The organism is Seohaeicola nanhaiensis (assembly GCF_042654245.1).
GTDB lineage: Bacteria > Pseudomonadota > Alphaproteobacteria > Rhodobacterales > Rhodobacteraceae > Seohaeicola_A > Seohaeicola_A nanhaiensis.
The window spans coordinates 93,937-118,600 of sequence record NZ_JBHSGI010000002.1; the positions used below are offsets into that span (position 1 = coordinate 93,937).

Sequence of the window (24,664 nt, forward strand, 5' to 3'; positions counted from 1 at the left end):
ATGAACCGAATGAAAATCGTGCTCGCCGCGTTCGCCCTGGTGCTGAGCGCTCTTTCGGCCCGTGCCGTCGAGCTTGTCATGGTCGAACAGGCCGGCTGCATCTACTGCGCCCGATGGGACGCCGAAATCGCGCCGGCCTATCCGAATACCGCCGAGGGCCGCTTCGCGCCGCTGCGCCGGGTCGACTTGCGCGCGATCCCCCCAGAACTCGAAACCGCGCGCAGGGTGCTGTTCACGCCGACCTTCCTGCTGGTTGAAGACAACAGGGAACTGGCCCGTCTTGAAGGCTACCCGGGCGATCAATTCTTCTGGCCGTTGCTGGACGAACTGTTGCGCAGCCATTCGGATTATAAGGGAGAGGGTTCATGAAGGCATTCACGCTGGCTCTGGCGATGACCGCCGGAACTGCCGCGGCGCAGGACGCGCTGGTCGATTTCCAGGTGCTGACGCCGGAACTGGCCCTGCGCGCCGCAGTTGCGGCGATGGAAACCTGCCGCGACCAAGGCTATCAGGTCGGCGTGACGGTGGTCGATCGTTCCGGCCTCCCGCAGGCCTTCGTGCGGGACCGTTTTGCTGGCCTGCATGTCTACGAAACCTCGCGCCGCAAGGCCTGGACCGCGGTCAGTTTCCGCACCGCGACCAGCGATCTGGCGGCCAGCACCGAAGCCGGGCAGATATCGTCGGGCATCCGCCTGCTAAGCGAGGCTCTGCCGCTTGGCGGCGGGCTGATGATCAACGAAGGCGGCGGCGGCATGGTGGGCGGCATCGGCGTCTCGGGCGCGCCCGGACCCGAGCTTGACGAAATCTGCGCGGAGGCCGGCATTGCGGCCATCGCGGACGACATCGCCTTCTGAAGGAGCGCGTATGGCCCTGCCCCGGTTCACCCCAGACACCTCCGAGGAAGAGCTTGACCGCATGGTCGACAATGCGACCACGGCGTCGAACTTTCTCAAGGCGATCAGCCACGAAGGTCGGCTGATGATCCTGTGCCATCTGGTGACGGGCGAGAAGTCGGTGACCGAGCTGGAAGAGCTGCTGGCCGCCCGGCAGGCGGCGGTGTCGCAGCAATTGTCGCGCCTGCGGCTCGAGGGACTGGTGATTCCGCGCCGCGACGGCAAGGCGATCTATTACCGTTTGGCTGATGACCGGCCGCGGCGTATTCTGGAAGTGGTCTACGAGCTGTTCTGCAGCGAGGACTGACGGGGTTTCGGGGAGGGAACGCCGATGATGGCCTGGGCTTCGGAGACCCAGCTGGTGGCGGCCGTCGGTCTGTTCGGCGGCGTCCTGCTGGGTCTGGCCGCGCGACTGGGGCGCTTCTGTTCGCTGGGGGCGATCGAGGACGCGCTGTACGGTGGCTCGGACATCCGGCTGCGGATGTGGGCGCTGGCGGTCGGCGCGTCTGTCATCGGGACCTTTGCGCTGATCGGCGCAGGGCTGCTGGAGGGCGGCGCGAGCTATTACCTTTCCATCCGCTGGATGCCGGTGGCGGCGGTGGTTGGCGGGCTGATGTTCGGCTATGGCATGGCCCTGGCGGGCAACTGCGGCTATGGCGCCATCGCGCGGCTGGGTGGCGGCGACCTCAGGTCGTTCGTCGTGGTCCTGGTCATGGGCGTCTCGGCCTATGCCGTGCTGGCCGGACCCTTCGCGCCGCTGCGCGACCTGCTGTTTCATCAGGAGCCGGAGACCAACGGAATCCTGCCCGGGCTCGCGCATCAACTGGCCGGGCTGGTGCATCTGCCGGTAGCCGGGGTCGGCATCGCGGTCGGGATCGGCATCTGCGTCCTGGCCCTGTGGTCCCGCGCCTTCCGCCGCGATGGCCGCGCGGTGGCCTGGTCGCTGGTGGTCGCCGTGGCCATCGTCTCGGGCTGGGCCGGCACCGCCTGGGTGCAGGCGCACGGGTTTGCTGCCACGCCGGTGGTCTCGCACAGCTTCTCCGCGCCGGTCGGCGAGACGATCCTGTTCGCCATGACCGGCAGCGCGCGGCCGCTGTCCTTCGCCGTCGGCTCGGTGGCGGGCGTCTGGCTGGGCGCCTTTGCCGGTTCGCTGATGCAGGGGCGGTTCCGCTGGGAGGCCTGCGAGGATCCGCGCGAGCTGCGCCGCCAGATCATCGGTGCGGCGATCATGGGCGCCGGCGCGGTGATCGCGCTTGGCTGCACCGTCGGTCAGGGCCTTTCGGCGATGAGCGTTCTGGCGCTGAGCGCGCCGCTGACGATCTGCGCGATCTTCGCCGGCGCGGCGCTGGGGCTGCGGCAGCTGATCGAAGGGTTCCGCCTGGCCGAGTGATGCGCGGCGCGGCTTGAACCTTGATCGGCGGCAGCGCATAGTGCTGACATCCTAATTTTTTTGACCATATTTTCAGGAGATTTTCCGTGCTTCCCGGTACAGATATTTTGAATGACGACGCTTTCGCCTTTGCTGCACGCGGACCTGTCCCGCTTAATCCCGTTCCCGGCGACAACAAGAACAACCCGCTCGACGGAACCGGGCAGAGCGATCTGATCCAGGGTTTCGGCGGCAACGACGTGCTGCGGGGACTGAAGGGCAACGACCGGCTGGAAGGCGGAGCCGGCAACGACACTCTGGATGGCGGCGCGGGCCGCGACAAGGTTTTCGGCGGCGGCGGGCGCGACACGATCAAGGTGAGCGCCGGCACAGACCGGATCAACGGTGGCGCCGGCTTGGATACGCTGGACGCCTCGGACTGGAAGGGCGGTGTTGTGGTCAACGCGACCAGTCTGGTTCAAAGCTATCCGTCGATTGCGGCCAATACACTCACGCTGGCCGATGGCACGGTGCAGGCGATCTTCAACGTGGAGAGTTTTCTCGGTTCCCGTTTCGACGACACCTTCTACACCAGCGCGGCCAACGCCGCGGTGAACGGACGCGGCGGGAGCGACAAGCTGGAAGCCAGCGGCGATTACAGCCGCATCATTGGTGGCGCCGGTGAGGATTCCCTGCGCACCGATGGCGATTTCAGCCGTATCGCTGGCGGCACGGGCAGCGACCGGATTCAGGCTTATGGCGTCGGTCTGATCGTGAACGGTGGCGCGGGAGACGATATCATCAATTTCAACCACGGCGGCACCCGCTTTGACGCGATCAACGTGATCCGGGGCGGCGCAGGCAACGACACTCTCAGGTGGCTGTCGTCTGACACCGATCGTGATCTCTATCCGGAAAAAATGAAGGTCTTTGGCGGCGCCGGGGCGGATACGTTCGAATTTGGCTATTATCAGACCGGCACAATCCAGGATTTCCAGCCGGGCATCGACAAGGTCGACATCACCGTCCATCTGAGCAACGAGAACACCAGTTTCGCCGAGTTGATGACGATGGTCACGGATACGGCCCATGGCGCTGTCCTGAAGCTGGACTACAACACGGTTTACGGGTTCGAAATCGTCTTCAACGGCCTGTCCAAGGCCGATCTGGTCGACGGCGACTTCATCTTCTGACGTCATGCCCCCGTTACCTGGGGACGCCATGGTGGCCGCAGCCGACTCGCCCCTCGCACAGTCGGTCCGGCATCCTCGCGGCACCCATTCCAAGTGACGATGCTGCCAGCCAGTCGCGCCGTGCCTGCCGGCGCCCTGGCCCGGTCCGGAGCCACATCGGCCCCGATGGCCCAAGTCCCTAGCACTCGGGGCCCCCTAGGGGGCCCCATTTTTCTTACGGTTTAAGGCAGGACGCGATGCTGTCGGCCATTGCCGCCAGCAGCCGGGGATAAAGGTCCGCCCCCGGCTCCAGCTGGGCGCCCAAGGGATCGAGGACTGCGATCTTCGCCGGGCTGCCCTCGGCCGCCGCGCGGATCAGCCGGTCGTCGAACTGCGGCTCGGTGAAGACGCAGGCGATGCCCTTATCCGCCAGCACATCACGCAGCGCCGCCACGCGCGCCGGGCTGGGCGAAGAGGCATCGCCAAGCGTTAGGGTACCGACCGAAACGATGCCGAACCGGCCTTCGAAATACTGAAAGCCATCGTGGAAGGTGGTGACCTGGCTGCCCTTGACGGGAGTCAGCTGCGCTTCGATCCCGGCAGTCAGGTCGGCGATCTCGGCAGCCCCTGCGGCGGCATTTGCGCGAAAGGCCTCGGCGTGTTCGGCATCCACCGCGGCCAGTTCTTCGGCGATGGCGCCCAGCCAGATCGCGGCGTTGCCTGGATCGAGCCAGGCATGGGGATCGGTGCCCGAGTGATGATGATGCTCCTCTCCCTCGGCGTGATCTTCATGGTCGTGATCGTCGTGATCCGCGTGATCGTGGCTGTCGTGCCCGTCATGTTCGGCGTGTTCCTCACCGTCATGTTCGCCATGGTCCTCCTCCGCGCCCGGATCGCGGTAGGTGCGGATCTGGATTCCATCCACCTCCAGCAGGTCCAGATGCCGGGCGTTGCCGGCCAGAGTTTCGACCGGCTTTTGCAGCCAGGGTGTCAGTTCCGGTCCGATCCAGACCACCAGCCCCGCCTCTTGCATGGCACGTGCCTGTGAAGGGCGCATCGAGGCGGTGTGAGGCGACTGGCCCGGCGCCAGCAGCAGCTCCGGCACGCCGACGCCCTGCATCACCCGCGCCACCAGCGCATGAACCGGCGCGATATCGGCGACGACCTTTGGCACCTCCGCCATCGCGGTTGTGCCCAGCAGGCAGGTCAGGACGGCTGGCAGGAAATGTCTCATCGTGGCACCTTCTTTCGATATCCGAGATTCGGGTTGTTAAATGAAATGTTATAACATATCAATACCCGAACCTTCAGAAGGGAGACGAGCCCATGACCGCCATCGGTTTCGACCGCCACGACCACTCTGGCTGCATCGCCGATTCCCTGCGCACCGCCGAAGCGCTGTGCGCTGAGCAGAAATTGCAGTTCACCCCGATCCGGCGGCGCGTGCTGGAGATGCTGTTGCAGGATCATCGGGCGATGGGAGCCTATGACATCCTCGAACGCCTGGCCGCCGAAGGCCAAAGCGCCCAGCCGCCGGTCGCCTATCGCGCCCTGGATTTCCTGGTGAAACACGGTTTCGCCCACCGCATCGAACGGCTGAACGCCTATGCCGCCTGCGCCCATCTCGATCACGACCATGTCCCGGCCTTCCTGATCTGCCGCGCCTGCAAGGCCGTGGCCGAGGCCGAGACCGGTCTGGAACAGGGCCGGCTGGGGCGCGCGGCCGAAGCGGCGCATTTCACCATCGAACGGATCGTGGTCGAGGCCGAGGGCCTGTGCCCCGCCTGCGCCGAGGAAGCCGCGTGAGCACGCCCCTGATCGCGGCGCGCGGTATCGGCATCCGGCTGGACGGGCGCGACATCCTGACCGATGTGAACATCGAGATCCACCCGGGCGAGATCGTCACCATTGTCGGTCCGAACGGCTCCGGGAAGTCGACCCTGCTCAAGGCGCTGATCGGCGCGGTGCGGCTGAGCGCCGGGCATATCGAACGGGCCGAGGGGCTGCGCATCGGCTATGTGCCGCAGAAACTGGCAATCGACGCCAGCCTGCCAATGACCGTGGGGCGCTTCCTGTCCCTTCCCCGCCGGGTCTCGGCCGCGGCCATCGCCGCAGCGCTCGACAAGGCCGGGGTGCCGGATCTGGCGCAGCGTCAGATGAAGGACCTGTCCGGCGGACAGTTCCAGCGCGTGCTGCTGGCGCGGGCACTGATGGACAACCCGCAGGTCCTGCTGCTGGACGAGCCGACGCAGGGGCTGGATCAGCCCGGCTCGGCCGCCTTTTACCGCCGCATCGAGGAGGTGCGGACGGAGCTTGGCTGCGCGGTGGTGATGGTCAGCCATGACCTGCATGTGGTGATGGCGGCCTCGGACCGGGTGTTGTTCATCAACGGCCATGTCTGCTGCGAAGGCACACCCGAGATCGTTGCCGGCGCGCCGGAATACCGGGCGCTGTTCGGGAGCGGCACCAAGGGTGCGCTGGCGCTTTACCGGCACGAACACAGCCACGATCACGACCACGCCCATCATCATCACGAGGCCGGCTGAATGCTCGACGATTTCCTGGTGCGCGCGGCGCTGGCCGGTGTGGGGGTCGCGCTGGCCGCCGCGCCGCTGGGCTGTTTCGTGGTCTGGCGCCGGATGGCTTATTTCGGCGAAGCGACGGCCCACGCCGCCGTGCTGGGCGTCGCGCTGGCGCTGGCGCTGGAGTTGCCGATGCTGCCGATGATCCTGCTGGCCGCTCTGGCGATGGCGAGCGCCGTCTCGGGTCTGACCGGGCGGGGCTATGCCGCCGACACGGTTCTGGGCGTCCTCGCGCATTCCGCTCTGGCGCTGGGGCTGATCGCCGTGGCGTTGTTGACAGACACGCGGATCGACCTGATGGCCTTCCTTTTTGGCGATATCCTCGCCGTCAGCCGCGCCGATCTGGCGGTGACCTGGGCCGGAGCGCTGGCGGTGCTGGCGCTGACGGTCTGGCGGTGGCAGGCGCTGTTAATGTCGACGCTGAACCCGGATCTCGCCCGGTCCGCCGGAATCGATCCGCGGCGCGAGGAATTCGGTCTGACCCTGGCGCTGGCCGCCGTGGTGGCCGTCGCGATCAAGGTGGTTGGCGTCCTGCTGATTGCGGCGCTGCTGGTCATTCCGGCGGCGGCGGCGCGCCCCCTGGTGCGCACGCCCGAGGCGATGGCGCTGGTAGCGGCGATGATCGGCGCGATTTCCGCCCTTGCCGGCCTGTGGGGCGCCTACCACTTCGATGCGCCCGCGGGGCCGAGCATTGTTTGCGCGGCGACGATCATCTTTGTGGTGACAACTGCGCTGGGCGCACTGCGGGGACGGTAAGGCGCTAAAGAGGCTCTGCCGTCTCTGTCAGCACCTGCGCCGCCGTCTCGATGGCGCCGCCCAGCGGACGGTCGGGGCCAAGCGGCGGAATCTGCGCGCGCACCGCCCGGTGCAGTGCGGCGACAGCCGGAGGGGGTTCCTGCCCGCGCAGATCGATGGCCTGACAGGCCACCAGCGCCTCGTATCCCGCGAGAAGGCGCAGCGGCTCCGCCTGTTCCGACAGCTTGCGCGCTGCCTGCGGGGTCATCGGCGCCATGTCCTCGACCGCGTCCGAGACCGGCGCCGGATCGAGCGTGACCGGCATGGCATGACGGCGAATCTCCGAGAGCAGCGCAGCGGCGGTCTTTTGCGCAGGAACCATCCCGGCCGAGGCACCACCTTCCGGCGAAAGATAGCGCGGCAGGCCCGAGAGGTCGGGGTTCATCATTCGCTGGCAGCGATGCAGCGCGCCATTGGCGGTCATCGCATTGGCCAGCGCGACCGATTCCAGTGCCAGCGCCAGTGCGGGGCCGTGGAAATTCGGCGTCGATCGCATGGCGTCCCGCCCCAGAACCGCGGGACTGTCGGACAGGCCGTTGACCTCGTCCGACCAGATTGCGGTGGCCCGCGTCTGCGCGTCGAGCGCGGCACCCAGAACCGGCGCAACGGTGCGAAAGCTCAGGGCCTCCTGCACGCGGCGCGGAGTCTGCGCGCCCGTCAGGCGTTCGGCGAACCAGGCAGCCGTCTCGCCCTGCCCCGGCGCGGGGCGCAGGGCGTTGACCTCGGGGGCAAAGATGTCGCGGTTGGCGTCATAGCCCGCGTAAGAGAGCAGCGCGGCGGCCCGCCCCATGGCCAGTGCCTCGGCGCTTGCCTGCAAGGCCTGCGAAGAGAGCGCCGAGGACAGACCTCCATGATTGATCAGCGCCATCGCGTCCTTCGGGCGCAGGTCCGGCACCACCAGCCCCACACTGGCCAAGGCTTCGCCGGCCCCGACCATTTCGCCCGCGCACCACATCCGGCCGGTGCCCAGCAGCGCCAACGCCCAGACAGCGTTCTGCGTCAGATCGCCCGCCCCGATCGAGCCAAAGGCCGGAACGACCGGCGAAAGGCCCGAGGCATAGACCGCGAGAAGGTGATCGAACATCTCCAGCGAAATACCCGAACCGCGGATCGAAACCAGACGGGCCAGCAGCACAGCGCGCCCGGTGGGTTCTGGCAGCGGCGGACCGACCGCGACGGCGCGCCCTTCCAACAGCTGGCGCTGAAAGCGGGCGATATCGCCCGGCGCGATGCGGTGGCCCAGGTTGGCGCCGAGCCCGGTGTTCAACCCGTAGACCGGTGCGTCCCCCTCGGCCGCGGCATCGACGATCGCGCGGTCGGCGAGCAGACGGTCCCGCACCGCCTTCGGCACATCCAGCGCATCAAGCGCCGAGAATTCGGCCAGCGTGGCACGCGATCCAAGGCGCATCAGTAGAACCGCAGGCGCTGGCCCAGGTTCAGCCGTTTGGCCTTGGTCAGCATCGCGTGGCCCAGCGCAATGTCCGACAGCGACAGGCCCCGGTGCCAGAACAAGATGGTTTCGTCATCGCTTTCGCGGCCCGGCTTCACCCCCGCCACGATCTGGCCAAGTTCGGCATGAAGCGACTCGGCCGTCAGCCGGCCGCTGTCGACATGCGCGCGCAGGGACCCGAAGATGCCATGCGCCTGCCCCCAGTCGTCCATCACCACCTTGTCGGCGATGTCGGTCAGCGAAAGTTCGACCGCCGACATGGTGCCATAGGGGATGACCAGCGCGCCTTTCTTGATCCATTCGGTTTTCAGCAGGGGCGTCGGTTGGGGCAGGCGCGAGGCCTCGACCACGATATCCGCGCCGCGCACGCAGCTTTCCCAGTCTTCGGTGACGACGATGTCGCGCTTCAAATCCGCCGACAGGCGGGCAGCGAAGGCGTCGCGACTTTCCTTGCGGCGGGAATGCACCCGCACCTCGTCGAAGTCATAGAGATGGCACAGCAGGCGGATGTTCCAATAGGCCGTGCCCCGCGCACCGATGTGGGCCAGGATGCGCGGATTGGAGGGCGCGAGATGCTTTGCCCCCAGCGCCGTGATTGCACCGGTGCGCATTTCGGTGATGCCGGTCGCGTCGATAAGTGCCTTTGGAGCGCCGTTGCGCGGATCGAACAGTGTCAGCAACCCATATTCCGACGGGCGTCCTTCCTTGTAGTTATCGACGAAATCGCCCACCACCTTCGTGCCGGCGCTGTCGATCTCGCCGCCGATCCAGCCGCGCAGCACGTTGAAATGCCCCTCAACGCCGGCCCGCGGCCGGATGTGCATCCTCGGTTCGATCGACGTCTCGCCCCGCCCCTGCATGGCCAGGCTTTCGGTGATCGCGTCGAGGATTTCTCCATCGGTGATCCCGGCGGCTTCGATGTCGAAGCGGTTCAGATAGTCCAGATAGACGGCCGGTTCGATCATGCCTTTCCCTCCAGGCCGGCCGCCATTGCGGCATGGGCTTCGGGAATGCGCATCTCGAAGGTTTCGATGACGGTAGTGTAATCGTAATAGCCCATCCGGGCGATGGGCTTGATCCGGGGAATGTCGAGCTTGCCCTCGGAGGTGATCACCTCGTCGGCAACGTGGATGCGCATGACTTCGCCATAGACGACATCGACCCAGCCGTGGTTCGAATTGCCGCGCAGGCGATGGGTGCTGAGATAGCGGCATTCGAAATGGGCGGGGCTTTCGGCGACGCGGGGGCCCGGCGCATCGACGCAGGCGGCCTTGGTCACGCCCGCGCGCAGGAATTCGTCTTCGTCGCTGGGCAGCTCCATCGCGGAGATATTGACCGCCTCGCGCAGGTCGTAGGTCGCCATGTTCCAGACGAACCAGCCGGTTTCCTCGGCGTTGACCACGGTATCCTTGCGGCGGCCATCGCTGGTCTGATTGGCCGCGAACATCACCATCGGAGGATCGAAGGTCAGATTCTGCCACTGGCTGTAGGGCGCGAGGTTGGCGACGCCGTCCCGGCTGATCGTCGAGAGCCAACCGATTGGCCGGGGCACCGTGCAGGATTTGAACGGCGAGAATGGCAATGGGCAAGGTTCGGACTGCGGCGCGTAAATCATTGAGATTCCTTTCCGGTTTGGCACCGATGTGACTTTGACGTGAAGGAAAGGTCAATGCCGGGAAAATGAGGGGTAACTGGCCCTGTCAGGCCGGCTTTTCGCGGGCGGAGCGACGGGCGCGCAAGTTATCCACAAAGAGACAGGAATAATGTGGATGATCTTTAGTAATATCAGAATAGGACAAGAATCCTGACCCCTCCTGGGGATAAAATGGAGCCTCCGCGACTTCATCCGCCGTTGAACAGCGTCATGGCCCGAGAAATCGGTGGAAAAGCCGGCCAATCCGAAGGGGGTCTGGGGTTTGAGCGGATCCGGGATAAGCGCAAGGAAAGTTTGCGCTCTTCACCAAGAACGGACAACAAGTGGTTGAAATTAATTTAGAAACCTAGGGAAGCGAGCGGATGTAATCCATCAACGCCGGACGCACCGTGGAATCGCCTCTGGCGCAAGCGGTGCGGATGACCGCGGCGACCTCTTCCAGATTGACGCGTCGGAACAGGCTTTTGACCGGACCGATGGACGCCGGGCGCATCGACAGGGTGCGCAAGCCGATGGCGGCAAAGCACAGAGCCTCGATCGGGCGGCCCGCGTCCTCGCCGCAGAAGGACAACGGGGTTTTCGACTCGGCGCAGAGGCCCACGATGCGCTCGATCAGGTTCAGGAAACTGACATTGAGCGTGTCATAGCGACGGCGCACCCGTTCGTTCTCGCGGTCGGCGGCGAAGAAGAACTGCTTGAGATCGTTGCCGCCAATCGAAACGAACTGCACCTCGTCGAAAAAGCGCTTGGGCGCAAACGCCATCGATGGCGTTTCGACCATTGCGCCCACCTCGATACTGGCCGGCAGCTGATGCCCAAGGATCCTTTCGCGTGCGATGGTCTTGTCCAGTTCGGCGCGGGCGGCGGCAAATTCCTCGTATTGCGCGACGAAGGGGAACATCACCGTCAGCGGCCGCCCCTTCGCCCCGCGCAGCAGCGCCTGAAGCTGCATACGCAGCACACCCGGCTTGTCGAGACCCACCCGGATCGCCCGCCAGCCGAGCGCCGGATTGGGTTCGTCGGTAGGCTTCATGTAGGGCAGAACCTTGTCCGACCCGATGTCGAGCGTCCGGAACGCGACCCGTTTGCCCTTGGCGGAATCGAGCACACGGGAATAAAGCGCGCTCAGCTCGCTGCGCTTGGGCATCTGGTTGCGGATCAGGAATTGCAGCTCGGTCCGGAACAGTCCGACGCCCTCGGCCCCGGACCCCGCCAGCGACGGAAGATCCGCCATCAGCCCGGCATTCATGTGCAGGCTGACCGAGGTTCCGCACAGCGCCTGCGCCGGAAGATCGCGGATCGAGGCGAACTGCTCCTGCGCCTGCGCCTGCATCGCGACCTTGTCGCGGAACGCACCGATGATGGTGTCTTCGGGGCGCAGGTGGACCATGCCCTGGTCGCCATCGACCAGGATATGGTCGCCGTTCAGCGCCTCGGTGGTGATATGGCCGGCATGAACGACGAGCGGAATCGCCAGCGCGCGCGCGACAATCGCCGCATGGCTGCCGACCGAGCCCTCCTCGAGCACGATGCCCTTCAGGCTGCGCCCGTATTCCAGCAGGTCGCCCGGGCCGATATTGCGGGCGATCAGAATCGGGTCTGCCGGCATTTCGGCGCCCGTATCGGCCCCCTGCCCGGTCAGGATGCGCAGCAGGCGGTTGGACAGGTCGTCGAGGTCCGCAAGCCGTTCCCGCAGATAGCTGTCCTGCACCTGGTCCATGCGCGCCCGCGCCAGGCTCTGTTCCTTCTCGACCGCCGCCTCGGCCGAAAGGCCGCGTCCGATGTCCTCTTCCATGCGGCGCATCCAGCCGCGGGAATTGGCGAACATGCGATAGGCTTCGAGAACTTCAAGCTGGTCCTTGTCGCCGCTCCGGCTCATCTCGAGCATCTGGTCGACGCTGACGCGCAGCTGATCGACCGCCTCATGCAGGCGCTCCAGCTCACGCTGGGGGTCGTCGGCGATGGGATTGGCGACCACCACGCGCGGTTCGTGCAGCCAGACCCGGCCTTCAGCGGCGCCTTCCTGCCCGCAGGTGCCGCGAAACACGACCGGATGCTGGTGGCGCGCGGAAAGTGCCGCGCCCTCGCCCACAAAAGCGCCCAGCTCGGCCATTTCGGCCAGAACCATCGCCACCACTTCCAGCGCGTAAAGCTCGTCCTCCGAGAACTGGCGCGGATCGCGCGACTGCACGACCAGCACGCCCAGCTTTTCGCCCAGCCGCTGGATCGGGATCCCCAGGAAGGAGGTATACCGCTCTTCTCCCGTCTCCGGCATGTAGCGGAAGCCGCGTTCGGCGGGGGCGTTGGGAGTGTTGATGACCTCGCCGGTGCGCGCGACCCGGCCCACCAGCCCCTCGCCCATGCGCATGCGCGTCTGGTGCACCGCCTCGGGCATCAGACCCTCGGTGGCGCAGAGTTCCAGGGTATCCTCGTCCCGGAACAGGTAGATCGAGCAGACCTCGGTTCCCATGCTGTCGGCGATCAGATGGGTGATCTTGTCCAGCCGCGCCTGCCCAGCGTCCCCGCTGACCAGCGTGTCCCTGAGCCGCTGCAACAGCTTGCGGCTTTCGGTGTCCGTGCGTTCGTCCATCACGGCGTCCGGCTTCCTCCTGCAATCTCGGCGAGACTGCGTCCTTCGGTGCCTATAGACCACACCCGACCGCAAAGCGAAACGGGTTTCGAACCCGGAACCCGCAGGCGCCGCCACGGAAAGCGGAAAGCGCCCATCAAAGACGCAGTGACATGCCTCGGAAATCCCTAAGAAAATCTCAATTGGGCGGCAGCGGTCTGCTTAGGAGGCCTTTTCCAGCTCGAAGGCGTCGTGCAGGGCCTGCACGGCAAGTTCCATGTATTTGCGGTCGATCAGAACCGAGATCTTGATCTCGGAGGTGGTGATGACCTTGATGTTGATGTTCTCGTCGGACAGCACCTTGAACATCTTCGCCGCCACGCCGGTGTGGCTGCGCATCCCGATACCCACGACCGAGACCTTGGCGACATTGGTGTCGGCCACCAACTCGCCGAAGTTCAGCTTGCCCTCGGCCTTCATCTCGGCCAGGGCCGCCTCGGCACGTTTGACCTGGTCGGTCGGGCAGGAAAACGTCATGTCGGTGCGCTCGTTCTCGGCGATGTTCTGCACGATCATGTCGACGTTGACGTTGGCCTCGCTCAGCGAGGTGAAGATCGTGGCCGCGATACCGGGGCGGTCGGCCACCGAGAGCAGGGTCAGCTTGGCCTCGTCGCGGGAATAGGCGACACCGGCAACTACGTTCGATTCCATGATTTCCTCCTCGTCGCAGACCAGCGTGCCGGCCGTGTCCGACGGTTCCTCGAAACTTGACAGCACCCGCAGGCGCACCTTGTAGCGCATCGCGAGCTCGACCGAGCGGGTTTGCAGCACCTTGGCGCCCAGGCTTGCCAGCTCCAGCATTTCCTCGAAGGCGATGCGGTCCAGTTTGCGCGCCTTCTCGCAGATGCGCGGGTCGGTCGTATAGACGCCATCGACATCGGTGTAGATGTCGCAGCGTTCGGCGTTGAAGGCGGCGGCAAAGGCCACCGCTGTGGTGTCCGAACCGCCCCGGCCGAGCGTGGTGATCCGGCCCTGCGGGCTGACCCCCTGAAAGCCCGCGACGACCGCGACCTTCATGCCCTCGGCAAACTTCTTCATGATGTTGTCGGTCGGGATCTCTTCGATCCGGGCCGCGGAATGCGCCGAGGTCGTCTTGACCGGGACCTGCCAGCCCTGCCAGCTGCGTGCCGGAATATCCATTTCCTGAAGCGTCAGCGCCATCAGGCCCGCGGTCACGTTCTCGCCCGAGGAAACCACCGCGTCGTATTCGCGTGCGTCGAACAGCGGCGAGGTTTCGTTGACCCAGGCAACCAGCTCGTTGGTCTTGCCCGCCATGGCCGAGACAATGACGATCACGTCATAGCCCTTGGCCACCTCGAGTCCGACGCGCTTGGCCGCGCGCTTGATGCGGTCGGGATTCGCCACCGAAGTGCCGCCAAATTTCATCACCAGGATCGGCATTGCGGTTCCTTACGTGCCAAAAGTCGCGCGGTGTTTACGCGCGCCTCCGGGCGAGGGCAACTGGAATTGCGCGCGCCCCGTGCGGCGGTCCGACAGGGCCGGGGCGCGGTCAGTTCGCCTTGCGGTTTGGCAGGAACGGAAGCGGAGTTACGGGCACGCCCTCTTCGGCCAGGCGGCGCGCCTCGTCGAGACGCGCCTCGCCATAGATCGAGCGCTGCGGGATGTCGCCCGAATGCATCGCGCGCGCCTCGCTGGCAAAGCGACCGCCGACATATTCGGAGTTCTGCTCGATCTGGCGACGCAATTCGGCCAGGGCCTGTTCGGCCGGCGTTGCCGGATCGCTCAGCCTGGGCTGTGCCTTGTCGCGCGGTGCGGCCACGCGCGGCGTCATCATCGCCTTTTCGACACCACCCCCGCCGCAAACGGCGCAGGCGACCATCCCGGCCTTTTCCAGCCGTTCATAGGCAGCGGCGGACTGGAACCAGCTGTCAAAAGTATGTCCGTCTGCACATCTGAGCGCGTATTGGATCATGTCTCGTTCATTCTGCGACTAACCGTCTAAATGATCGGTAAGCGTCCGGGATTCAAGACTTGACGGCCGCAGGCAGCGTTCCCGGGTCGAAGCTGCGCAGGATTTCCGCAAGCTCCGGCTCATCGACCAGCTCGGCCGCCTTCTTGAGCGAAAACCACTTGCGCCGCCGCTGGTTGCGTTCGGGGAAATCGCCCTTGAGCGACAGCACCTTCACCGGAAAGATCTGTGCCTTGCAGGGCAGGTCGGGGCCCTTGTCGTCCAGCTTGATGTAACTGTAGGTGCCCAGGCAGTGGTCATAGATGCGTCCCACCACACCGGCCTCTTCCCAGGCCTCGCGGGCGGCGGAACCGGCGGCAGTGGCGCCCTCGACCTTCCAGCCCTTGGGAACGATCCAGCGCCCGGTGCCGCGCGAGGTGATCAGCAATACACGCGTCTTGCCGCGCACCGTCGTGAAACACAGCGCCGCAAACTGTCTGCCAATCTCTTCTTCCGTCGCGGACGAATCCGCAGACGGCGCTTGCACTGCCATGGTCACCCTGGATCTTACTGCCGGATCGGGCCGGCCCAATTGGCCAGGTCCCTTTTTTCATTTGTAACAATTACAACCCCTGCCCGCCCCGAGGTCAAGCCCGCTTGACCGACGGAGCCTTCATCTTTTGCTGCAGTTTCGTCACAAGTTGCTCGTGCGGGATGTCGGCATCGATCGCCAGACGCCGCATTCCAAAGTGAACGTGGGCAATTTCCTGATAATAACGGGTATAGACGTAATTGGCCGAAGCGCCCGCAAGCGCGCCCAGCACCGGCACAGCCTGTGCTGCCAGCTTGTGACCCAGCGCAACGGCCAGTTTGGGCGCCACCGTGGCGATCAGCTTCTGCATCGCACCCCCTGTCAGGGTCAGACGCAGGGTGAAAAACGCCAGGTCGCCGCCGTCGTCATTGCTGAGCGGCCCGGCCGCGGCAAAGACACGGATGCAGTCGAACTGCACGCTCTCCTCGTCGGGATTGAAGCCGTGCTGCGCGGCCACGCCCTGAATCGCGCGCATCAGGACAGCGGTGGTTGCCGGCAGCTCCACCAGCGCCGAGGGCAGGCCGCCAAAGCCGCCCGCCGCCCCCATGGCGGTGGCGACGGCGGTATTGACCCAGGGCTGCTGATCCTTCACCGCGCCGCGCGATTTCTGCGCCCCGCGCATCGCCAGGGTGAGGGCATAGCTGGTGGCGTCGCCCAGACGGTCGCGAATGCCGGTCGGAAGCTTGTCCAGCAGGCCTTCAGCCCGACCGCCCACTGCGCTCAGCATCTGCACGCCGATGCCGCCCGCCTTGCGATATCGCGCGGCCAGCCGGTCGAGTTCGGCGTCGACATCCACCGGGCCCACCATCACGACATCGTCCATGCCACCCTCCGCCATGTTCACCTTCAATGTCGGCGGTCGCGGCCCGGGTTTCAATAGTCAGCCGCATCCCACTTCGTTACCGGCCCGGACAGGCCGGCCCAGGCGCCGGGCACCAGATCCTGTCCCAGCACCCGGTCGGGGTTGGTTGGCGGGGGCATCTCCACATCCTCGAGCTTGGTGAACCCGAACCGGTTGTAGTAGGGCGCGTCGCCCACCAGCATCACCCGCTCCCAGCCGCCGGCACGGGCGGCCGCGAGCCCTTCGCGGATCAGGCCCGCGCCCAGCCCTTCGCCCTGGTGCGTCGGGTGCACGGCGACGGGGCCCAGCAGCAGGGCCGGCAGGCCCGCCACGCGGATCGGCCAAAACCGGATTGCGCCGATCAGGATGCCCAGCTGGTCGCGGGCCACCAGCGACAGGCCACGCACCGGCGGAACGCCATCGCGCAGGCGATAGGAGGACAACAAGGTCCTGCCGGGGGCGAAACAGAGGTCGAGCAGGGATTCCACCTCCCAGGCGTCGGCATCGGTTTCCGGTCTGATTTCGATCACGGGGCTGCCCTGGCTCCTCGGTATGTGGTGGCATGCGACGTAGCATGGCGATACCACTTGTTCAAACCACAGGAGACGCAGATGTTTTACCGCCCCGAAGACGGCCACGGACTGCCTCACAACCCGTTCAACGCGATCGTCACGCCGCGTCCGATCGCCTGGATCTCAACCCGCAGCGCCAAGGGGCAGGACAATCTGGCCCCCTATTCCTTTTTCAACGCCATTGCCTATACGCCGCCGCAGGTCATGTTTTCTTCGACCACCTGGAAGGATAGTGTTCAGAACATTTCAGAAACGGGCGTGTTCTGCGTCAATATCGTCGAATATGCGGCACGCGAGGCGATGAATGTCACAACCAATCATTTCCCGCCAGAAATCGACGAATTCACCGAAGCCGGAATCGAACGCGCCGAATGTGCCACGATCCCTTGTCCGCGCGTCGCCGGGGCGCCGGCCTCTCTCGAATGCCGGATGACGCAGATCATTCCACTGAAAGGCGGCGTCAACCATCTGGTGCTGGGGGAAGTCGTGGGCGTGCACATGCGCGACGACTGCCTGAAGGACGGCCGGTTCGACGTGACAACCTACCAGCCGCTCTCGCGTCTGGGATACCGCGATTACGCGCGGGTGACCGAGGTCTTCGAATTGGTGCGGCCGGATGATTAATCCATAGGCGGTGGCTGACATCCCGGCTAATATGATGATCTGTGGAATCACAAGAATGGTAGGCCCGACATGAGAACTTACGAAATTTCCGAAGGAATTGCGAATGGGCACCGGGTTCCTGCCGGATTATTCGAGAATCTCTTCTTGGATTCGGTTGTGACAAACGCGACGTCCACTTCCGCGTTCCTTACGAATGAAGCCTCGACTCTTTCCGTAACCGGCACGAACCTGGTCTATGGCACGTCTGCGGGCCAAACGACGCTGGTGTCAGGTACCCTGGAGAGCTTCACCTATTCGTTCTCTCCAGGCTATTATGTGACCTTCAAGGAACTCGATCTGGATATCGCCAACGTTTCCGCAGCCGCCTTGGCGGAGGCATCGGGCGAACTCGGTGCCATGGAGGCCCTCCTCTATGCGCTGGACTGGAAGATCATCGACAACAGCACCTCCGCCAACGTCACGCCTTCGCTAACCTCTTTCGATGACATCGCCATTCGTTTCGCCGGAAACGACGAGGTCTTCCTTAACTATGGTAACGACACGTTTGTCCTGGGGACCGGAAACGACCGCGCATACGGTGCCGCAGGCGACGACATGCTGTATGGGCAAAGCGGCAACGACCATCTTTTCGGCGGGTCGGGGGCAGACTCGCTGTTCGGCGGGGCTGGTCATGACAATCTGATCGGCGGGCGGGGCCGTGATCTACTCGATGGCGGCGCCGGCCGTGACCGGCTGGTCGGCGGTGATGGCGACGACGTGCTGACGGGCGGCGCAGGGCGCGATCGCTTTGTCTTTGTCATTCCCGAACTCTATCGCGACTACGATCAAATTACAGACTTCCAGGCCGGCGTCGATCGGGTGGTGATACGCACCGATCAGGCCGTGACTATGACCGACACCGGCTTTGGACTTCTGGTTGAGATCGGCGATTTCGACATTCTGCTCAAGGACGTCGCACAGGCCGATCTGGCCGGCAACAGCATCGCGATCCTCCCGCTCTGACCCTTGCCTTTGCCCCGCCACCCCGCCACTCTGCCGGGGTGGCAAAGGGGATGGCACATGACCAAGACCAAGATCGGCATTATCGGCGGGTCGGGCATCTACGACATCGAGGGGATGACCGACGCGGAATGGATCGGAGTCGAAACGCCCTGGGGACCGCCCTCCGACCAAATTCTGACCGGTTCCCTGGACGGGCTTGAAATGGCCTTCCTGCCGCGCCACGGGCGTGGCCATGTCTTCACCCCCTCCACCGTGCCCTATCGCGCAAATATCGATGCCCTGAAGCGTTTGGGGGTGACCGATGTGATCTCGATCTCGGCCTGCGGGTCGTTCCGCGAACAGATGGCGCCGGGCGATTTCGTGATCGTCGATCAGTTCATCGACCGCACCTTCGCGCGGGAAAAATCCTTCTTCGGCACCGGTTGCGTCGCCCATGTCAGCGTCGCCCATCCGACCTGCGCGCGGCTGTCCACCGCCTGCCTCAACGCCGCCCGCCAGGCCGGGATCACCGTGCATGACGGCGGCACCTATCTGGCGATGGAAGGCCCGCAGTTCTCGACGCTTGCGGAATCGCGGATGTATCGCGAGCACTGGGGCGCCGACGTGATCGGGATGACCAACATGCCCGAGGCCAAACTCGCCCGCGAGGCCGAGCTGTGCTATGCCTCGGTCGCCATGGTCACGGATTACGACAGTTGGCACCCCGATCACGGCGAAGTGGATGTGACGCAGATCATTGCCACGCTGATGGGCAATGCCGACAACGGCCGGGCCATGGTGCGCAGGCTGCCCGCCCTGCTGGCCGCAGAGCGCGCGCCCTGCCCGGCCGGCTGCGACCACGCGCTCGATCATGCCATCCTCACCGCTCCCGACCGGCGCGACCCGCTGCTGCTCGCGCGGCTTGATGCGGTGGCCGGACGGGTTCTCGGACGGCCCGCGTGACACCTTGGCAAACGGGTGAAACCGTGGCTTGGTCGGTCCGCTGACTCAGGAGTTTCCGACATGCCCCTCGACCTCTGGCTGGCCTTCGTCGCCGCCACTATCGCTCTTCTGCTGATTCCCGGCCCGACGGTTCTGCTGGTGCTCAGCTATGCCGTCTCCAAGGGTCGCAGTGTCGCCGTGGCCACCGCACTGGGCGTGGCGCTGGGCGACTTCATTGCCCTCACCGCCTCTCTGCTCGGCCTCGGCGCGCTGGTGATGACGTCGGCCGCGCTCTTCACCGCGTTGAAATGGGTGGGCGCGCTCTACCTTGTCTGGCTGGGTGTGCGGTTGTTGCGGTCAGCTCCCGCGGACGGGTTGCAGGCCGAGACGACCCGCCGCGACATCACCGCGCGCGGCGTGTTCCTGCATGCCGCCGTGGTTACGGCCCTGAATCCGAAGTCCATCGCCTTCTTCATCGCCTTCGTGCCGCAATTCCTGCGCCCAGAGGCCGCGCTGGCCCCGCAATTCGCCATCCTCATCGCCACCTTCGTCAGCCTTGCCGCAATCAACGCCCTGGCCTATGCACTGGCGGCCGACCGGCTGCGCGCCACCGTCGCCCGGCCGGGCGTGATCACCGGCCTCACCCGCACCGGCGGGGTCGCGCTGATCGGCATGGCCCTTGCCACCGCGCTGCTGCGCCGCCCGGCCTGAGGAGAGTTTCATGCCCAAGACCCCAGCCGTGCGCGACTATATCCGCACCATCGTGGATTTCCCCCACGAGGGGATCATGTTCCGTGACGTGACCACGCTCTTTGCCGATGCCCGCGGGTTTCGCATGGCCATCGATCAGATGCTGCATCCCTATGCCGGCATGGAGATCGACAAGGTCGTCGGTCTCGAGGCGCGCGGCTTCATCCTCGGCGGCGCCATCGCGCACCAGCTCTCGGTTGGTTTCGTGCCGATCCGAAAGAAGGGAAAGCTGCCGGCGCGGACGATCAGTCAGGACTACAAGCTGGAATACGGCGAGGCGATCGTCGAAATCCACGAGGACGCCATAGCGCCGGGCGAACGGGTCCTCCTTGTCGACGATCTTCTCGCCACCGGCGGCACCGCGGCGGCTGGCCTGAAGCTGATCGAGCGCCTCGGCGGCGAAATCGTGTCCTGCGCCTTTATCATTGACCTGCCCGATCTGGGCGGGCGCAAGTTGCTCGAGGGGATGGGCATGGACGTGCATGCGCTCTGCGCCTTCGAGGGGGCCTGAGCGGCGGCGGCCCGATGCCGTCGATCCGCCCGCACCCCGGACCGTCCGGCCGCGCGGCTACAGCGGATAAAAGGCCGGATGCGCTTGTGAAAAAATCCGCCTCAGTCCCGCCTGCCCGATAATGAGGATTGCCGCAGACATTGCCCCCCTGTCGGTCAAAACAGATCCACCTCTCCACTGATCCGGCCCGACGCGTCGACCACGGGCTGACGCGGATGGCCCGCCAGTTTGCCTGCCAGCCCGCGCAGGGTGATCCGCTCCAGCAAGTCGTGCACTTCAATTGAATGGCTTGGCGGCACATGCTCCACCAGGGCCAGGACATAAGCGCTGAGTTCGCCCAGCGTCTGCACGATCAGGTCGATCTTCTGCAAGTTTCCCAGCGCTTCGCGGCGGGTCGGCTGATGATCGAGGATCGCATGGGCGATGGCGTCTTCCAGATTGCGGCCTTCATCGCGCAGATCGCGCAGTTCATCGCCGATCAGACCGATGAGCCGGGCAAGCGGAATCGGGTCGAGCCTCGCGCCATCCGACATGATCAAAGCTGCCCGACGACAGCCTGAATGCAATCGCGCATCTGTACCGTGGTGAAGGGCTTCTTGATGAAGTTGTTCATGCCGAGCTGCCGCCCCACGTTGATGATGTTCTGGTCGACCTTGCCACTGACCAGGATGAACCCGATTCCCTTGGTCGCCGGCGCGTTGCGCAGGGCCTGCAGCAGATGCAACCCGTCCATATTTGGCATGTTGTAATCCGAGATCACCAGATGAGCTGGCCGTTGGGCCAGGGCCTGCAGAGCAGAGGCCCCGTCATTGCTGAAATCCACCTTCTTGATACCCATTTCCTCAAGCGCCATGATGATGAGGCTTCGACTGGTGGACATATCGTCCACGACCATGACGGTCAGCACGTCTCTCAATGCCATTCTAGTCCGTCCCTTTCCCTATATGTCTTCTCCGCCAGCGGATCACACCCGGCGGAAGGTGGTCTTGCCGACCAGTTGCAGCTGGTCCTTGAATTCTCGTCCGATCCGTTCCGAATGACCGATGAACAGATAACCGCCCGGCGGCATCACCGAGGCGAGGCCAGCCCAGACCCGCCGCTGCACATCCTCCTCCATGTAGATCATCACGTTGCGGCAGAAGATCGCGTCGAACGGGCCGCTCACCGGCCAGGGATCCATGAAATTCATGTATCGGAAGGTGATCAGCGACCGCAGTTCCGGACGGATACGAACCATGTCTGTGCCGGCGGTTTCGAACATCCGTGGCACGAGGTCCGGTGTGACCGCCTCGGCGCAGGCGGCGGGATATTCGCCGCGTTCTGCAATGGCGAGGACCCTGCGATTGATATCCGTCGCCAGAATGCGAAAATCGCAGGCCGCCAGGTCCGGACAGTGCTGCATGACCACGGCGGCGATCGTATAGGGCTCCTCCCCCGTAGAGCAGCCTGCAGACCACAGCCGGATTCGCGCCCCTTCTCGCGCCCGCGCCAGAAGCCCGGGCAAGAGCTCGCTCGCCAGTGTCTCGAAATGATAGTCCTCTCGGAAGAAGCGCGTCGTGTTCGTCGTCAATGCAGCGACCATCTCGTCGCGCTCGGCCACATTCTGCGGCGCTTCGACATGGGCGATATAGTCCGCGAACCTATTCAGCCCGAGGTCCCTCACCCGTCGCGACAGGCGCGAAAACACCAGCGCTTCGTTCGTCGGCGGCATCTTGATGCCCGCAACCTCGTGCAGGATGGAGATGATCCGCTGAAAGTCGGCAGTGACGTATTCGACGTCCCGCCCCATCGGACCGCCGGGGAGGTCAAGATTCAGCGCACTCATGGTGCCTCGGCGGAATCTGCCACCTTTGGCAGCACGGTCTGAATGTCGATCACCCGGAGCATCCGTTCCTTGGTCACGATCACGCCTTCAATGAAATTGCGCGTCGTCTCGGAGGTCACGTCTGGTGTGGGCTGAACCTCGGAACCGTCCACCGCGATGATATCGGCCACCGCGCTGACCAGAAACCCGATGGTCTGATTGCCAACCACCGCGATCACGATTACGTGGCGGTCGTCGGGAACCGAAGGCGCCAGTCCAAGGCGCGCCGAGAGATCAACGATCGGCACCACAGAACCGCGCAGGTTGATCACCCCCAGGACGAATTTGGGCGCATGAGGCAGGATCGTCGCCGGCGACCATCCGCGTATCTCGCGCACCATCATGATATCGATGCAGAAGTCCTGTTCGCCGACGCGAAAGGTAACCAATTCGCGCACGCCGGGTTGCACATGGGTAGCCGTCGTCATTTCACACCTCGTCCAACAGGGCCAAATCGCCGGGATCAATGACGGCGCCCGATCGGTGTGCCGTTTCTTCCGGATCGATGATAAGAGCGATGTTGCCGTCGCCCAGAATGGTGGCGGCAGCGACGCCGGGCACGTGACCGTAGTTGGACTCCAGTCCCTTGATCACCACCTGCCGCTGATCGAAAATCTGATCGACCGCTAGCGCCCAGCTTGTGTGATTGTCCGACTCTACAAGAAGGACGACCATATCCGAGATCGCGGCGGGGGCGGTGCGATGGCCAAAGACCACCCCGAGGTCGATCACCGGCACCAGCTTATTGCGCACAGAAACAACCAGATTGTCGGCACCGAGCGGGTGGATGTCCCCGGGTTTCGGTCGCAGGGTTTCAACGATCGCGGTTATGGGCACCACCATGGTCTGCCCGGCCACATCGACCACCATGCCGTCAAGGACCGCCAGCGTCAGCGGCAGGCTGATCGACATGGTGGTGCCCTTGCCGCGTTGCGACTGGATACTGACCCTGCCCCCGAGCTTCTGGATCGCGCTACGCACCACGTCCATACCGACACCGCGGCCTGACAGGTTGCTGACCTGGCTGGCCGTGGAAAACCCCGGCAGAAACAGGAGGTTGTCAATCTCGGACTCCTTCAGTTGCACATCTGGCGGGATCAGGCCCTTGTCCACTGCAATCTGGAATACCTTCGGACGATTGATACCGGCGCCGTCGTCTGACACCTCGATCAGCACGCGGCCCGACCGATGCGCCGCGGACAGCGTGACGCGGCCCGTCGCAGGCTTTCCCGCCGCAATCCGATCTTCAGGAGTCTCCAGACCGTGGTCTACGGCGTTCCGGATCATATGGGTCAAAGGATCGACAAGCCGCTCGATGATCGTTTTGTCGACCTCGGTTGTCTCGCCCTCGGTGACGAACTCCGTTTCCTTCCCGGAAAGTTCCGCTGCCTCACGCACGATCCGCGCCATGCGTTGGAACAGCGGTTTCACCGATTGAGCCCGGATCGCCATGACGCTTTCCTGGATATCACGGGCAAGATTGCGAAACTCCGCCAGGCTTGTCGATAGATCGCCGCGATCGAGTAGCCCCGCGTCCTTGACACATTGTGTCAGTACGGCCTGGTTGATGACCAGTTCCCCCACCATGTTGATCAGCCGGTCCACCAGATCGAGATTGACCCGAACGGTCGCCTTCGGTCCGTCGGAGTCGGATGTCTTCTCTCGGGGTGCTCCATTGTTGCCCCCTCCCCGCGTACTGCCGGTCTCCGCTTGCGTCGGTGCCTGGGGCGCCAGTTGAATTGGGACGGTTTGCGCGCCGTTTGCCTCGGCCCGCGACGCCACCGAAATGTCCAGCTCACACATGCCCTCAACAAATTCGAAGACCTCTCGGACGGCCCGTTCGCTTTCATCCGTCGTCAGCGTCAATTCCCAGGCGATATAGGCCTCCGCCGGATCCAGCAGATCGAATTCCGGCAGGCGACCGGTCTCCGCCTCGACAGATACCGCACCCAATTCACCCAGTTCGCGCAGCAGGAGCGCAGAGTCATTTCCACTGGCATAGAGAGCTCGGGCGGGTTTGAAACGGATATCGAAAGTCGTTGGACCCGTCTCGATCGTGATCGGGCTGACCGCGACACCAAGGGGCACGAAATCGAACGTCGGCTCAGATTCTCCGGCATCGGCCGAGGGTGACGTCGCAGAAACCAGAGACGCCAGGCGTGCCGCCAGATCGCCACCGCTGTCACCCGGCAGCGTCCGGTTTTCCCGGCCCGCCGCGACGAGATCGTTAAGATGATCCGCCGCGCGGTGACAGACCTTCATGCTCTCTTCGTTCGGCCGGAGGTCCCCTGCCCGCATGGCGTCAAGCACTGTTTCGAACTGATGGGCGAAGTGCACCAGCGCATCAAGGCCAAAGGCGGCGGCACCGCCCTTGATTGAATGAACGGCGCGGAAAACGGCGTTGATCGTGTCGATGCTGAAGGTGTCGTCCGAAATGCCGTCGTCGATTTCGTTCAGGCCGTCGTCGAGCGCTTCGAGCAGTTCGTCGCATTCCTGGAAAAAGGTCTGCCGGATATCGTTGGCCGTGCTCATGT

General features: G+C 64.6%; 28 protein-coding genes. 13 read left to right on the top strand and 15 right to left on the bottom strand.

All coding sequences use genetic code 11. The annotated features are described in order from the left end of the window. The 5 genes from ACFO5X_RS00575 to ACFO5X_RS00595 all read left to right on the top strand — a co-directional run bounded on the left by ACFO5X_RS00575 (position 1) and on the right by ACFO5X_RS00595 (position 3,455). A complete protein-coding gene (locus ACFO5X_RS00575; RefSeq protein ID WP_380716353.1) occupies positions 1-369 on the top strand; it encodes a hypothetical protein in 369 nt (122 codons plus the stop codon). Next, complete coding sequence (locus ACFO5X_RS00580; RefSeq protein WP_380714898.1) at positions 366-854, top strand: GlcG/HbpS family heme-binding protein; 489 nt, start codon at positions 366-368, stop codon at positions 852-854. Before ACFO5X_RS00575 ends, ACFO5X_RS00580 begins: the two co-directional genes overlap by 4 nt. Before the next feature lie 10 nt (positions 855-864). Continuing rightward, on the top strand, positions 865-1,200 hold the full coding sequence (locus ACFO5X_RS00585; protein ID WP_380714900.1) for an ArsR/SmtB family transcription factor: 336 nt from the start codon (positions 865-867) through the stop codon (positions 1,198-1,200). A 24-nt stretch (positions 1,201-1,224) separates the two neighbouring features. Continuing rightward, entirely contained in the window at positions 1,225-2,283 is a 1,059-nt protein-coding gene (locus ACFO5X_RS00590; RefSeq protein ID WP_380714903.1) for a YeeE/YedE family protein, read from the top strand. Between the two features lie 86 nt (positions 2,284-2,369). Next, complete coding sequence (locus ACFO5X_RS00595) at positions 2,370-3,455, top strand: calcium-binding protein (RefSeq protein ID WP_380714906.1); 1,086 nt, start codon at positions 2,370-2,372, stop codon at positions 3,453-3,455. 214 nt (positions 3,456-3,669) lie between these two features. On the opposite strand, the gene ACFO5X_RS00600 is transcribed toward ACFO5X_RS00595, so the two are convergent. Beyond that, the gene (locus ACFO5X_RS00600; RefSeq protein ID WP_380714908.1) at positions 3,670-4,668 is read right to left on the bottom strand and encodes a zinc ABC transporter substrate-binding protein; all 999 of its coding nucleotides are present in this window, start codon (positions 4,666-4,668) and stop codon (positions 3,670-3,672) included. Between the two features lie 92 nt (positions 4,669-4,760). On the opposite strand from ACFO5X_RS00600, the gene ACFO5X_RS00605 reads away from it, so the two are divergent. Genes ACFO5X_RS00605 through ACFO5X_RS00615 form a run of 3 tightly spaced genes read left to right on the top strand, consistent with a single transcriptional unit; the run spans position 4,761 to position 6,772 of the window. Then, a complete protein-coding gene (locus tag ACFO5X_RS00605; RefSeq protein WP_380714909.1) occupies positions 4,761-5,240 on the top strand; it encodes a Fur family transcriptional regulator in 480 nt (159 codons plus the stop codon). Beyond that, positions 5,237-5,980, top strand: coding sequence for an ATP-binding cassette domain-containing protein (locus ACFO5X_RS00610; protein ID WP_380714911.1), 744 nt, complete (start codon positions 5,237-5,239; stop codon positions 5,978-5,980). The genes ACFO5X_RS00605 and ACFO5X_RS00610 overlap by 4 nt, the downstream gene beginning before the upstream one ends. Beyond that, complete coding sequence (locus ACFO5X_RS00615) at positions 5,981-6,772, top strand: metal ABC transporter permease (protein ID WP_380714913.1); 792 nt, start codon at positions 5,981-5,983, stop codon at positions 6,770-6,772. Positions 6,773-6,776: 4 nt separating this feature from the next. On the opposite strand, the gene ACFO5X_RS00620 is transcribed toward ACFO5X_RS00615, so the two are convergent. From ACFO5X_RS00620 to ACFO5X_RS00660, 9 genes are all read right to left on the bottom strand, one after another. Further along, on the bottom strand, positions 6,777-8,219 hold the full coding sequence (locus tag ACFO5X_RS00620; protein WP_380714915.1) for an aromatic amino acid lyase: 1,443 nt from the start codon (positions 8,217-8,219) through the stop codon (positions 6,777-6,779). After that, complete coding sequence (locus ACFO5X_RS00625; protein ID WP_380714916.1) at positions 8,219-9,226, bottom strand: ornithine cyclodeaminase family protein; 1,008 nt, start codon at positions 9,224-9,226, stop codon at positions 8,219-8,221. Before ACFO5X_RS00625 ends, ACFO5X_RS00620 begins: the two co-directional genes overlap by 1 nt. After that, the gene (locus tag ACFO5X_RS00630; RefSeq protein WP_380714918.1) at positions 9,223-9,876 is read right to left on the bottom strand and encodes a flavin reductase family protein; all 654 of its coding nucleotides are present in this window, start codon (positions 9,874-9,876) and stop codon (positions 9,223-9,225) included. The genes ACFO5X_RS00625 and ACFO5X_RS00630 overlap by 4 nt, the downstream gene beginning before the upstream one ends. Before the next feature lie 385 nt (positions 9,877-10,261). After that, positions 10,262-12,505 carry a phosphoenolpyruvate--protein phosphotransferase gene (gene ptsP / locus ACFO5X_RS00635; protein ID WP_380714920.1) on the bottom strand — a complete coding sequence of 748 codons (2,244 nt, stop codon included), beginning with the start codon at positions 12,503-12,505 and terminating at the stop codon, positions 10,262-10,264. 201 nt (positions 12,506-12,706) lie between these two features. Further along, entirely contained in the window at positions 12,707-13,945 is a 1,239-nt protein-coding gene (locus ACFO5X_RS00640) for an aspartate kinase (RefSeq protein ID WP_380714921.1), read from the bottom strand. 109 nt (positions 13,946-14,054) lie between these two features. Then, positions 14,055-14,477 (bottom strand): DUF1178 family protein, encoded by a 423-nt coding sequence (locus tag ACFO5X_RS00645; RefSeq protein ID WP_380714923.1) that lies wholly within the window; start codon positions 14,475-14,477, stop codon positions 14,055-14,057. A gap of 52 nt (positions 14,478-14,529) precedes the next feature. Further along, a complete protein-coding gene (locus tag ACFO5X_RS00650; RefSeq protein WP_380714925.1) occupies positions 14,530-15,006 on the bottom strand; it encodes an NUDIX hydrolase in 477 nt (158 codons plus the stop codon). Positions 15,007-15,100: 94 nt separating this feature from the next. Continuing rightward, entirely contained in the window at positions 15,101-15,868 is a 768-nt protein-coding gene (locus ACFO5X_RS00655; protein WP_380714927.1) for an EcsC family protein, read from the bottom strand. A 50-nt stretch (positions 15,869-15,918) separates the two neighbouring features. Then, positions 15,919-16,416, bottom strand: a complete 498-nt coding sequence (locus ACFO5X_RS00660; RefSeq protein ID WP_380714928.1) for a GNAT family N-acetyltransferase — start codon at positions 16,414-16,416, stop codon at positions 15,919-15,921. A gap of 81 nt (positions 16,417-16,497) precedes the next feature. Between ACFO5X_RS00660 and ACFO5X_RS00665 the strand changes: the two genes are divergently transcribed. The 5 genes from ACFO5X_RS00665 to ACFO5X_RS00685 all read left to right on the top strand — a co-directional run bounded on the left by ACFO5X_RS00665 (position 16,498) and on the right by ACFO5X_RS00685 (position 20,266). After that, positions 16,498-17,082, top strand: coding sequence for a flavin reductase family protein (locus ACFO5X_RS00665; RefSeq protein ID WP_380714930.1), 585 nt, complete (start codon positions 16,498-16,500; stop codon positions 17,080-17,082). A gap of 69 nt (positions 17,083-17,151) precedes the next feature. Next, positions 17,152-18,084 carry a calcium-binding protein gene (locus tag ACFO5X_RS00670; RefSeq protein WP_380714931.1) on the top strand — a complete coding sequence of 311 codons (933 nt, stop codon included), beginning with the start codon at positions 17,152-17,154 and terminating at the stop codon, positions 18,082-18,084. 57 nt (positions 18,085-18,141) lie between these two features. Continuing rightward, complete coding sequence (locus ACFO5X_RS00675; protein ID WP_380714932.1) at positions 18,142-19,026, top strand: S-methyl-5'-thioadenosine phosphorylase; 885 nt, start codon at positions 18,142-18,144, stop codon at positions 19,024-19,026. A gap of 60 nt (positions 19,027-19,086) precedes the next feature. Beyond that, positions 19,087-19,716, top strand: a complete 630-nt coding sequence (locus ACFO5X_RS00680; RefSeq protein ID WP_380714933.1) for a LysE family translocator — start codon at positions 19,087-19,089, stop codon at positions 19,714-19,716. A gap of 10 nt (positions 19,717-19,726) precedes the next feature. Beyond that, a complete protein-coding gene (locus tag ACFO5X_RS00685) occupies positions 19,727-20,266 on the top strand; it encodes an adenine phosphoribosyltransferase (RefSeq protein ID WP_380714934.1) in 540 nt (179 codons plus the stop codon). Between the two features lie 155 nt (positions 20,267-20,421). Here the strand turns inward: ACFO5X_RS00685 and ACFO5X_RS00690 are convergent, their stop codons facing one another. From ACFO5X_RS00690 to ACFO5X_RS00710, 5 genes are read right to left on the bottom strand one after another with little or no spacing between them, the layout of a single operon-like run. Beyond that, positions 20,422-20,799 (bottom strand): hypothetical protein, encoded by a 378-nt coding sequence (locus ACFO5X_RS00690; protein ID WP_380714936.1) that lies wholly within the window; start codon positions 20,797-20,799, stop codon positions 20,422-20,424. Between the two features lie 2 nt (positions 20,800-20,801). After that, on the bottom strand, positions 20,802-21,188 hold the full coding sequence (locus ACFO5X_RS00695) for a response regulator (protein ID WP_380714938.1): 387 nt from the start codon (positions 21,186-21,188) through the stop codon (positions 20,802-20,804). 42 nt (positions 21,189-21,230) lie between these two features. After that, entirely contained in the window at positions 21,231-22,091 is an 861-nt protein-coding gene (locus tag ACFO5X_RS00700) for a CheR family methyltransferase (RefSeq protein WP_380714940.1), read from the bottom strand. Continuing rightward, positions 22,088-22,558, bottom strand: coding sequence for a chemotaxis protein CheW (locus ACFO5X_RS00705; protein ID WP_380714942.1), 471 nt, complete (start codon positions 22,556-22,558; stop codon positions 22,088-22,090). The genes ACFO5X_RS00700 and ACFO5X_RS00705 overlap by 4 nt, the downstream gene beginning before the upstream one ends. A gap of 1 nt (position 22,559) precedes the next feature. Further along, a complete protein-coding gene (locus tag ACFO5X_RS00710; protein ID WP_380714944.1) occupies positions 22,560-24,662 on the bottom strand; it encodes a chemotaxis protein CheA in 2,103 nt (700 codons plus the stop codon). Positions 24,663-24,664: the final 2 nt, after the last annotated feature.

What these genes read in the sequence shown, in the direction of transcription:
- ACFO5X_RS00575 (WP_380716353.1), top strand. Translation starts at nt 1, where the DNA reads ATGAACCGAATGAAAATCGTGCTCGCCGCGTTCGCCCTGGTGCTGAGC.
- ACFO5X_RS00580 (WP_380714898.1), top strand. Translation starts at nt 366, where the DNA reads ATGAAGGCATTCACGCTGGCTCTGGCGATGACCGCCGGAACTGCCGCG.
- ACFO5X_RS00585 (WP_380714900.1), top strand. Translation starts at nt 865, where the DNA reads ATGGCCCTGCCCCGGTTCACCCCAGACACCTCCGAGGAAGAGCTTGAC.
- ACFO5X_RS00590 (WP_380714903.1), top strand. Translation starts at nt 1,225, where the DNA reads ATGATGGCCTGGGCTTCGGAGACCCAGCTGGTGGCGGCCGTCGGTCTG.
- ACFO5X_RS00600 (WP_380714908.1), bottom strand. Translation starts at nt 4,668, where the DNA reads ATGAGACATTTCCTGCCAGCCGTCCTGACCTGCCTGCTGGGCACAACC.
- ACFO5X_RS00605 (WP_380714909.1), top strand. Translation starts at nt 4,761, where the DNA reads ATGACCGCCATCGGTTTCGACCGCCACGACCACTCTGGCTGCATCGCC.
- ACFO5X_RS00615 (WP_380714913.1), top strand. Translation starts at nt 5,981, where the DNA reads ATGCTCGACGATTTCCTGGTGCGCGCGGCGCTGGCCGGTGTGGGGGTC.
- ACFO5X_RS00620 (WP_380714915.1), bottom strand. Translation starts at nt 8,219, where the DNA reads ATGCGCCTTGGATCGCGTGCCACGCTGGCCGAATTCTCGGCGCTTGAT.
- ACFO5X_RS00625 (WP_380714916.1), bottom strand. Translation starts at nt 9,226, where the DNA reads ATGATCGAACCGGCCGTCTATCTGGACTATCTGAACCGCTTCGACATC.
- ACFO5X_RS00630 (WP_380714918.1), bottom strand. Translation starts at nt 9,876, where the DNA reads ATGATTTACGCGCCGCAGTCCGAACCTTGCCCATTGCCATTCTCGCCG.
- ptsP (WP_380714920.1), bottom strand. Translation starts at nt 12,505, where the DNA reads ATGGACGAACGCACGGACACCGAAAGCCGCAAGCTGTTGCAGCGGCTC.
- ACFO5X_RS00640 (WP_380714921.1), bottom strand. Translation starts at nt 13,945, where the DNA reads ATGCCGATCCTGGTGATGAAATTTGGCGGCACTTCGGTGGCGAATCCC.
- ACFO5X_RS00645 (WP_380714923.1), bottom strand. Translation starts at nt 14,477, where the DNA reads ATGATCCAATACGCGCTCAGATGTGCAGACGGACATACTTTTGACAGC.
- ACFO5X_RS00650 (WP_380714925.1), bottom strand. Translation starts at nt 15,006, where the DNA reads ATGGCAGTGCAAGCGCCGTCTGCGGATTCGTCCGCGACGGAAGAAGAG.
- ACFO5X_RS00655 (WP_380714927.1), bottom strand. Translation starts at nt 15,868, where the DNA reads ATGGACGATGTCGTGATGGTGGGCCCGGTGGATGTCGACGCCGAACTC.
- ACFO5X_RS00665 (WP_380714930.1), top strand. Translation starts at nt 16,498, where the DNA reads ATGTTTTACCGCCCCGAAGACGGCCACGGACTGCCTCACAACCCGTTC.
- ACFO5X_RS00670 (WP_380714931.1), top strand. Translation starts at nt 17,152, where the DNA reads ATGAGAACTTACGAAATTTCCGAAGGAATTGCGAATGGGCACCGGGTT.
- ACFO5X_RS00675 (WP_380714932.1), top strand. Translation starts at nt 18,142, where the DNA reads ATGACCAAGACCAAGATCGGCATTATCGGCGGGTCGGGCATCTACGAC.
- ACFO5X_RS00680 (WP_380714933.1), top strand. Translation starts at nt 19,087, where the DNA reads ATGCCCCTCGACCTCTGGCTGGCCTTCGTCGCCGCCACTATCGCTCTT.
- ACFO5X_RS00685 (WP_380714934.1), top strand. Translation starts at nt 19,727, where the DNA reads ATGCCCAAGACCCCAGCCGTGCGCGACTATATCCGCACCATCGTGGAT.
- ACFO5X_RS00690 (WP_380714936.1), bottom strand. Translation starts at nt 20,799, where the DNA reads ATGTCGGATGGCGCGAGGCTCGACCCGATTCCGCTTGCCCGGCTCATC.
- ACFO5X_RS00695 (WP_380714938.1), bottom strand. Translation starts at nt 21,188, where the DNA reads ATGGCATTGAGAGACGTGCTGACCGTCATGGTCGTGGACGATATGTCC.
- ACFO5X_RS00700 (WP_380714940.1), bottom strand. Translation starts at nt 22,091, where the DNA reads ATGAGTGCGCTGAATCTTGACCTCCCCGGCGGTCCGATGGGGCGGGAC.
- ACFO5X_RS00705 (WP_380714942.1), bottom strand. Translation starts at nt 22,558, where the DNA reads ATGACGACGGCTACCCATGTGCAACCCGGCGTGCGCGAATTGGTTACC.
- ACFO5X_RS00710 (WP_380714944.1), bottom strand. Translation starts at nt 24,662, where the DNA reads ATGAGCACGGCCAACGATATCCGGCAGACCTTTTTCCAGGAATGCGAC.